General features: G+C 43.6%; 5 protein-coding genes. All 5 read left to right on the top strand.

What is annotated here, in order from left to right; translation table 11 throughout:
* Positions 1-1,770: ATP-binding protein (locus VIP81_RS12000; RefSeq protein ID WP_331960442.1), on the top strand; the 1,770-nt coding region annotated here is incomplete at its 5' end.
* A gap of 471 nt (positions 1,771-2,241) precedes the next feature.
* Entirely contained in the window at positions 2,242-5,397 is a 3,156-nt protein-coding gene (locus tag VIP81_RS12005; protein ID WP_331960445.1) for a TonB-dependent receptor, read from the top strand.
* Positions 5,398-5,424: 27 nt separating this feature from the next.
* Entirely contained in the window at positions 5,425-7,002 is a 1,578-nt protein-coding gene (locus VIP81_RS12010; RefSeq protein WP_331960448.1) for a RagB/SusD family nutrient uptake outer membrane protein, read from the top strand.
* Between the two features lie 22 nt (positions 7,003-7,024).
* Positions 7,025-8,242, top strand: coding sequence for a glycan-binding surface protein (locus VIP81_RS12015; protein WP_331960453.1), 1,218 nt, complete (start codon positions 7,025-7,027; stop codon positions 8,240-8,242).
* Between the two features lie 31 nt (positions 8,243-8,273).
* The coding region (locus VIP81_RS12020) for a cellulase family glycosylhydrolase (protein WP_331960456.1) at positions 8,274-9,219 on the top strand (946 nt) is incomplete at its 3' end.

Below are 9,219 nucleotides of genomic sequence, written 5' to 3' on the forward strand. Positions count from 1 at the left end.
AAAGTGCTGGACAGAACGGGATCGTGGAGTGAACCCAAAACTTTGCAGATCAATATTGAGCCGCCGTTCTGGCGAACACCCGTTGCATACCTTATATATTTATTGATGGCCGCTGCCCTCTTTGGACTTATCCGGCGGATCACGCTCGAGCGGATAAATATGCGCTTTGAAGTCAGGCAACAGCGCAGGGAGGCAGAAAGGGCCCATGCGCTCGAACAGTTAAAAACAAAATTTTTCACCAATGTAAGCCATGAATTCCGCACGCCGCTAAGTCTTATCATTGCGCCATTGGATAAGATTATCAAACAGGCTACGGACAAAGAGCAGGTGGAACAATTAAATCTGGTACAACGGAATGCAAAGCGTTTATTAAACCTGGTAAACCAGCTGCTCGATTTCAGGAAGATGGAAGTGCAGGAAGCAAGGTTACATCCTGCCATAGGTGATATTATCAGGTTTTGTAAAGAAACCTGCCTCTCTTTTACTGATATCGCTGAAAAGAAGAAGATGGAGTTCTCCTTCTCAGCTGATATTGACAGTCTCGAAATTTATTTTGATAAGGATAAGATAGAGAAGATTTTATTCAACCTGCTTTCCAACGCTTTTAAGTACACCTATGATAACGGAAAGGTGAGTGTTGACCTGGCCTATCATGCGCCTGTTAATAATGAGGCTGATGGGACGCTTGCCATCGCAGTAAAAGATTCAGGCATTGGTATTCCCGCCGGCCAGCATGAAAAGATTTTCGAACGTTTTTTTCAAACAGAGGTGCCGGAAAGCATGGTGAACCAGGGGACCGGTATCGGTCTGGCTATCACAAAAGAGTTTGTAAAACTGCATCAGGGCATCATTAAAGTAGAAAGTATGCCGGATAAGGGTACCTGTTTTACAGTATTACTTCCTGCAAAAAAGATATATGTTTCGCCCCACATGGTCACCCATTCAACACCTATGGATGAAGGGGAACAAATAGTTGTAGAAGAAAGGAGAAAAAGAGATAGGAAGAAAACAATCATGATAGTGGAAGACAATGAAGACCTGCGCTTTTATTTAAAGGATAATTTGAAAGATCAGTATCATATAGAAGAAGCAGCTAACGGAAGAGAAGGCTGGGAGAAAATAAAGCAATTAAATCCTGACCTTGTCGTGAGCGACATTATGATGCCCCTAATGGATGGTGTGGAGTTAGCCGGAAAAATTAAAACCGAAATACTTACTGCACATATTCCCGTTATCTTGCTTACCGCCATGGGGAGCGAAGAAAAGCAGCTGGAAGGTTTGAAAGCTGGTGTGAACGATTATATTACAAAACCTTTCACCTTTGAGATCCTTGCCTGCCGTATCAATAATTTGATGGCACAGCAAAAATTATTGCAAAAAAGATTCCAGAAGCAGATAGAAGTCAACCCTGGAGAGGTGACCATAACGTCTGTAGACGAAAAGTTCCTGAAACAGGCATTGGATATTATTGAAAAACAAATCGATAATCCTGATTTTTCGGTAGATGAATTAAGTAAAGAGATGTTCATGAGCAGGGTTACTTTGTATAGAAAAATAAATTCCCTTATCGGAAAGTCGCCATTGGATTTTATACGGTCTATCCGGTTGAAAAGGGCTGCCCAGTTGTTGGAGAAAAGCGGCATGTCCATTTCAGAAGTCGCCTATCAGGTAGGATTCAATAACCCAAAAGTATTCCGCAAACTTTTTAAGGAGGAATTCAGGATGACCCCCTCAGAATATGCAGCAAATCTCAAAAATAAAAATATTTAATAAGTTCATGTCGGGAAAATACGTTTAACTGCCTCCCGGTCAATTCTTTGGCAGGGATATGCAACGAATTGTAACATTTGGACCTCATGGTTGAATCAACTGGCCCCCCTGATTCAGACAACATAACAATAGCTTTACAGTATTCAATCCACGTATATGAAACTACAATTACTGCCGCTTCGCAGGCGGGCTTACGTCCCTTTTAGGGACTTAATGACAGGCCCTGTTGTCTGTTTTCCAGATCCCGGCTGGCTATTTACCCTTATGACCTCTCTAATGATTCGCTCACCTCAAACATGCAGGCTTGAAGTCGTCAGATCATATTGGAAAAGTGATGTATAAAAGCAGCGAATGCGTCTGAAAAAGAATTTGCTCTTATTACTCGCCTTATTCCTGTCACCAATGCGCTGACGTTATGAAATGTCATCTCCGCCACGGGAGATCATCTTCTATCAAGTAAAAAATTAAAAAATGAAGTCAACCAAAATGATTCGCTCGCGAATACTACCGCTATTGGGTATCCTTTTGGGATTCCTTTTCAGCTCAAACATCTCCGCACAAACAACAAAAATAGGTGGTAGAATCACCAGTAAAGGTAAATCCTCTCCAATTCCGGGAGTCACCGTTACCTTAAAGAATACCAGCCGTTTCGCTATTACAGATGAAAACGGACGATTTACGATAGATGCTTCTACCGGAAGCGTACTAGTGGTTTCCATGATTGGTTACCAGAAAAAAGAATTGGTTGCCAAAACCACCTTCGTTGAAATAGAAATGACGGAAAATATTTCACAGCTGGAAGATGTGGTGGTAATTGGCTATGGTAAGGTAAAGCGGCCAGACGTTACCGGCGCCATCTCTTCGGTTTCCGGTGATGAGATCCGTAAAACGCAACCGGTAACCCTTGATCAGGCTTTACAGGGAAAGGTACCGGGGTTGGTGGTGCAACAAATATCAGGTCAACCAGGGGGAGCGGTGTCAGTACAGATTCGTGGCTTGTCTTCTTTTGGCGGCGGTTCTCCGATGTATGTAATAGATGGAATCATCATTGGCGGTACCGCTACATTGGGTGCAGGTGTGAATCCATTGGCAGGGCTCAATCCTTCTGAAGTTGAGTCCATTGATGTGCTGAAAGACGCATCGGCCACCGCAATTTACGGTTCACAGGCAACAAATGGTGTAATAGTAATCACCACCAAAAGGGGACAGGTGGCTCCGCCAAGTATTTCTTACGACATGTACACCGGCTTCCAGCAAATACCTAAAAAGTTGCCCGTAATGAATTTACAGGAATATGCAACTTTTATAAATGAAAGGAATACAGGTTTAGGTTGGGGATTTGATACCCGCCCGGAATTTGTAAATCCGACGTATCTGGGCGAAGGGACTAACTGGCAGAAAGAGCTTTTCAGAAATGCGCCGATGTCCAACCATACCTTAACTATTAATGGAGGGGATGTAAGAACACAATATCTGCTGTCAGGCTCCTATTTCAACCAGGAAGGTATTGCCCTTGGCTCCAATTTCCGCAGGATGTCATTAAGACTCAATCTGGACAATAAAACAACCAATTGGTTAAAGATCGGTACCAGCCTGCAATTGGTGAATATGAAGGAGAATGTGAATTCGACCGCCTCGAATGTAATTAATACCGCATTAAGTCAGACACCGGATATCGCCGTGAAAAATGAGGACGGTAGCTGGGGCGGAGCCTATAACCCGAACGGGTGGGTGAACAGTACCGTAAACCCTTATGCGATTGCCCTCATTAATAAGGACCAGGCAAAAAGAAACCAGCTTTTTGGTAATTTATATGCAGAAATTGCTTTTACCAAAGATCTAACCCTCCGGAATGAAGGCACGGCAAGTTTTTCAATGGCAACGCAAGACCGGTTTAATCCTTCCTATACATTTGGTCTTGTAAAAAACAATACTAACAGCGCATCCTACGAATATTCACAAAGTTTATTTACAACGATAAGAAACTTCCTGACCTATGCACATCTGTTTAAAAACAGATACAATGTAAATGTGTTACTGGGACATGAAGCGCAGTTAAGCACCAGTGAAGGTTCCGGTGCCTCCAGATCGAATTTCCCTTCCAATAATGTGCAGGTAATCAGTAGTGGTGATCCTACCACTGCCACCAATAGTGGCAGTAAAGGACAAAGTGCCCAGGAATCATACTTTGGCCGTATTAATTTTGGTCTCAGCGACAAGTACCTGTTTACTGCCAATCTTCGCGCAGACGGCTCTTCAAAGTTTGCTCCTGAAAACCGCTGGGTGAATACCTATTCAGGGGCATTTGCCTGGAAAATGAATAATGAAGAATTTCTGAAGACAGTAAAGAATATTAATGAGTTAAAACTGCGCCTGGGTTATGGATTAACAAACAATCAGAATATCCGGGATTATGCCTATACCTCCACACTGGCCACTGTGGCTACCGGGCTAACGGGTATTGCACAGCTTACCCAGAATGTAGGAAACCCTTTTGTACAATGGGAGAAGACGAAATATGCTAACATAGGGGTAGATGGAACGCTTTTTAACTGGAGAATAAATTTCTCCCTGGATTTTTATAATCGTAGAACTGATGGTCTTGTCCTGCAGATCCCTTTACCTATGTATTCAGGAACGGCGATTGGTTATTCACCGGGCTCGATGGAAGCTCCGTATGTTAACGTAGGTGTGGTGAATAACAAGGGCTTTGATTTTAGAATCAGTTCCACCAGTATTAAAACCAAAAATTTTAGCTGGAAAACTGATCTCACTGTTTCCCGCAATATTAATGAAGTGCTTAAGCTCAATACTGATGGCGCTTCACTGGACAGGCAGTACAGTAAAACAGTTGTAGGCAGATCTATCGGTGAGTTTTACGGCTATGTTATTGATGGGGGTGTGTTTGCAACGAAAAAAGATTTTGAAACCCATGCATTGCCCACTAAAAATGGTGTGCCGTTAACGGTAGGAGCTGCTGGCGGAAGTATCTGGTATGGGGATCTGAAGTTCAAAGATTTTAATGGCGACGGTGTTATTAATGAACATGATCAAACGTTTCTCGGTTCACCGATACCTAAGTACCAGATTGGTTTCAATAATACCTTCTTCTATAAAAGTTTTGATTTAAATATATTTTTTGCTGCGAATGTTGGCAATAAAGTATTTAACCAGCTTCGCGTAAATGGAGAATTTCCGGGGACCAGTTTTGGCTACTTCAAATCGTTAACAGACTATGCAAAATTAACCCTGATTGACCCTAAAGGGGATGCTACAGATATTAATAACATAGCGGTAACTAATCCGGAAACAAGGATAGTCGGACTTAGAAATGATAACACCAACGACAATAACAGGAATTCTGACAAGTTTGTTGAAGACGGAAGCTTTTTGAGATGTAAGAATATTTCTTTGGGATATACCTTCTCTGAAAAGCTGCTTTCAAAAGCCAGTATTAAATATCTGAGGATATATTTCAATGTCTCCAACGCATTTATCATTACAAACTATAAGGGTATGGACCCTGAAATCGGATCATGGGATCCGCTGAGCGCAGGTGTGGATGGCGGTTTTTATCCGCAGCCCCGTGTGTTTACCATTGGTGCGAATATTAAACTGACTAAATAAAATATTCATCTGTTAATATAAATAGTTATGAGATCAATATTGGATAAAATAATTGTCTTCCTGCTATTTACGATAGCTATATCAGGATGCACTAAAAGCTTTTTGGATCGTCCGCCACTGTCGCAGATAAGTGCAGATAATTTTTATCAAACTACGGGTGATCTTAGGCTGGCAACAGCTGCGTTGTATGCAGGCACCCCCTGGGGTGACTGGAACTATAATTGTTATTTGCCTGTTGGCGATGTGCTGAGTGGAAATATGGCGGTTGGTTATTGGGGAGATGCCGTGCAGCTGAATACATTTACAGTTACCGGCTTAAATGGGATCATGATTTCCAATTGGAAAGGAATGTATAATATCATTGCACACTGTAATGTTACTATCAATGCCATTGCGCAAAAGGCACCGGCTTCCATCACTGATAAGGATAAAAATGCTGCTATCGCGGAAGCCCGCTTCATACGGGGATTTGCTTATTATAACCTGGCGGTGTTATGGGGAGCTGTACCCGTTATTGAAGATAACAGTAAACTTATTGTATCTCCCTTGATTAACCGTGTAAAAACAGAGGACGTATATAAATTCGCGATGAACGACCTGACTTTTGCCGCTGGAAATCTTCCGCCTGCTGATGCCGCCGGAAGACTCACCACCTGGTCGGCACAAGGCATGTTAGGTAAGGTTTATCTGACAGCAGCCGGATTAAATCAGCAGGGAGGTACCAGGAACCAGGCTTACCTGGATAGTGCTAAAAAATACGCAGGGAATGTGTGTAAGAACAGTGGGCTCACGCTTGTAAATAATTATGCTGACCTCTTTAAAACCCAGTTTAACGACAATCCAGAGTCACTGTTTGCCTTGCAGTGGGCGCCGGGTACAGGTTGGTTAGAAGGAAATATGCTGCAGATCTATTCTCCGGGAGGCGTAGAAATATCTGCCAATGGCTCGGCCGGTTGGTTTGCTATCAGCCCAACCATAGATATGTACCAGCTTTACACTGCAAGAGATTCTGTAAGACGTAAGGCCACTTTTATGATTAACGGGGATTATTACCCGGAGTTGAACGCAGCAGGAGGAGGATTTAAATATACAGGCAGTTCCGGACTGAAGAAGCATATTATTGGTACGAACAAAGATAATAGTGCGCCAACTATGAACCTGACTTCCTCTACAGAGCATAATGCATTATTAAGACTGGCAGATGTTTACCTCATCTATGCTGAATCAATACTTGGTAACAGTGGTACAAGTGCCGACGGCGAAGCGCTGCTTTACTTTAACAAAGTTCGCACCCGGGCAGGGATGCCTCCCGCTCCCAAAATAGATATTGACTCCGTGATGAATGAGAGAAGAATTGAATTGGCGGCAGAAGGCCAGTATTGGATAGACCTGGTTAGATTATCTTATTATAACCCGGCTAAGGCCATCAGCAAATTAAACGGAGAAAAGCGAGCACCCTTTACCATATCGAATGGTGTTGTAACGCCTGGAAATCCATATGGCATTATCACGCCTGCAACTATTCAGAGTTTCACTTTCCCAATACCTTCTTCAGAGGTAACGGCCAATCCAAAATTATTGGAAGCTCCGGTGTCATATTATTAAGAACTACTAAAAACATTATACCGTGAATAAAGTACTATTCAACCATCGTTATTGGAGATTACCGTTTTTGATGTTTATTGCTGTCTTTGCACTCATGCAGGCTGCGTGCAGGAAAGAGGTAACCGAAGCAGCTCCCGTTATAACAAGCGTTCGGAATTATGCGGCGTCTCCTGCAGATACGCTTGTGAATTCCATTACTACCGGTCAATGGGTGGTCCTTATCGGACATCACCTGAAAGATGCGGTTCAGATATCTTTCAACGGCGTACCCGCTACTGTTAACAGCATTATGTTTTCAGATACCAGTGCTACCGTATTGGTGCCGGCTGTAATACCGTTTCCGTCGGTGCCTGCAGAAAGCCTGAATACCATCCAATATATCACCAAACATGGATCTACCACATTTACATTCGGCATCGTGGCGCCACCACCTACTATTACCGGCATTTCCAATGAAAATGCCAACGTGGGCGATTCCATCTATATCTATGGGCTGAATTTATTTTTTATAAGTGAAATGACTTTCGCCGGTACGCCAATTACCGGTTATAGTACGGCTGCCGACGGTACAGCCATCGGATTTGTGTTGCCAACATTATCACAAAGCGGGCCTGTAATGATCAATACCAAATCCGGCATCGCTTCCACCACCTTTAATGTAAACGATTCCACGACAGGTGTGCTCTGTAATTTTGATAATATAAATACTTTCAGCTGGGGAACAGGCGTAGATAACAGCAGCGTCAATTTCCCCGGCAACAGAGGTAGTTACGCCGTGTTAAGCAATGATATTTTGCCTGCCGGCGATGGTAACTGGTGGAATTGGCAACGTAGTATAAACTCCAACGATGTACAGTGGATCCCTACTGACAGTTTAAACGTTCCTGTTGATCAATATGCCATTAAGTTTGAGATCAGTGTTCCCGCAGCATGGACAGGGACTTCCATTTATGTACTAAAGGGGAATTCATTTGATTATATGGCCCGCTATGAACCCTGGCAGGGCGCCGATGGCGCTGCGTCTGCATTTACCACGAAGGGCTGGCATACCGTAACAATTCCATTGTCAACGTTCAGGACCAATGAGGGCAAAGGAGCGGCAGCAGCAAGTCTTACCACTTTGCTGGGCAGCTCGGCCAAAGGTTCTGTAAATATCCAGACCAAAAACTTTTCTGCCTCTCCTTCCGCTTCCGGTCTAAAAGCCGCTATCGATAATATCAGGGTGGTGAAAATTAAATAGTACGCATAATTTTTAACCCAATATCATAAATATGAAAATCAGAAATTGGTATGGACTTATCGGATTGATGATCTCCGTGGTGATGTTTGCATATTGTAATAAGAAGAGCGTGCTGACGCCGGAATTGTCGGTTTCTTCCTCTGACATTGCTTTTCAGCCGGAAGGCGGCACTTCCGATGTAACGATTGCCAGTAACGTAGAATGGAATATTAGCAATCCGGCTACTTCCTGGCTGCAGTTAAGTCAGTCAAACGGTAATAGCAGTAAGGCTGCTATCCGGTTGACCACTGCACCTAATAACACTGGCGCGCCCCGATCTGCTGTACTGGTAGTGAATGCCGGAAATAGCCAGATGCGCCGGGTGAATGTAACACAAGCCAGCGGTTTATATCCGGGCTACAATATATCACCGGCGCCGGCCAATTCAACCGGCATGGAAAGTAACGCCGTACAGTTGGCCGCTAAATTTAAACTGGGCTGGAATATTGGTAATACCCTGGAAGCTATTGGAGGAGAAACCGCCTGGGGAAATCCTTTGATTAGTGAAAGCTATATCCGGTTTGTAAAACAGCAGGGATTTAATGCCATCCGCCTGCCATGTTCATGGGATCAGCATTCCGATAAAGCGACTGCCAAGATAGAGGATGCCTGGCTTAACCGCGTAAAACAGGTAGTGCAATATTGTGTTAACAACGATATGTATGTATTACTCAATATTCACTGGGATGGCGGCTGGCTGGATGCCAATATCAACAAGACGAAAAAGGACTCCGTCAATGCGAAACAAAAGGCTTTCTGGGAACAAATAGCTACCACCATGCGTGATTTTGATGAGCACTTAATGTTCGCTGGTGCCAATGAACCTCCGGCAGAAAATGCGGAGCAAATGGAGATCCTCAACAGCTATCATCAAACCTTCATCAATGCAGTCCGCTCTACTGGCGGGCGTAATAGCTACCGGGTACTTGTGGTGCAAG

This window comes from Chitinophaga sp. (assembly GCF_036566945.1).
In the GTDB taxonomy this organism is placed as follows: Bacteria; Bacteroidota; Bacteroidia; order Chitinophagales; family Chitinophagaceae; genus Chitinophaga.

What these genes read in the sequence shown, in the direction of transcription:
- VIP81_RS12010 (WP_331960448.1), top strand. Translation starts at nt 5,425, where the DNA reads ATGAGATCAATATTGGATAAAATAATTGTCTTCCTGCTATTTACGATA.
- VIP81_RS12005 (WP_331960445.1), top strand. Translation starts at nt 2,242, where the DNA reads ATGAAGTCAACCAAAATGATTCGCTCGCGAATACTACCGCTATTGGGT.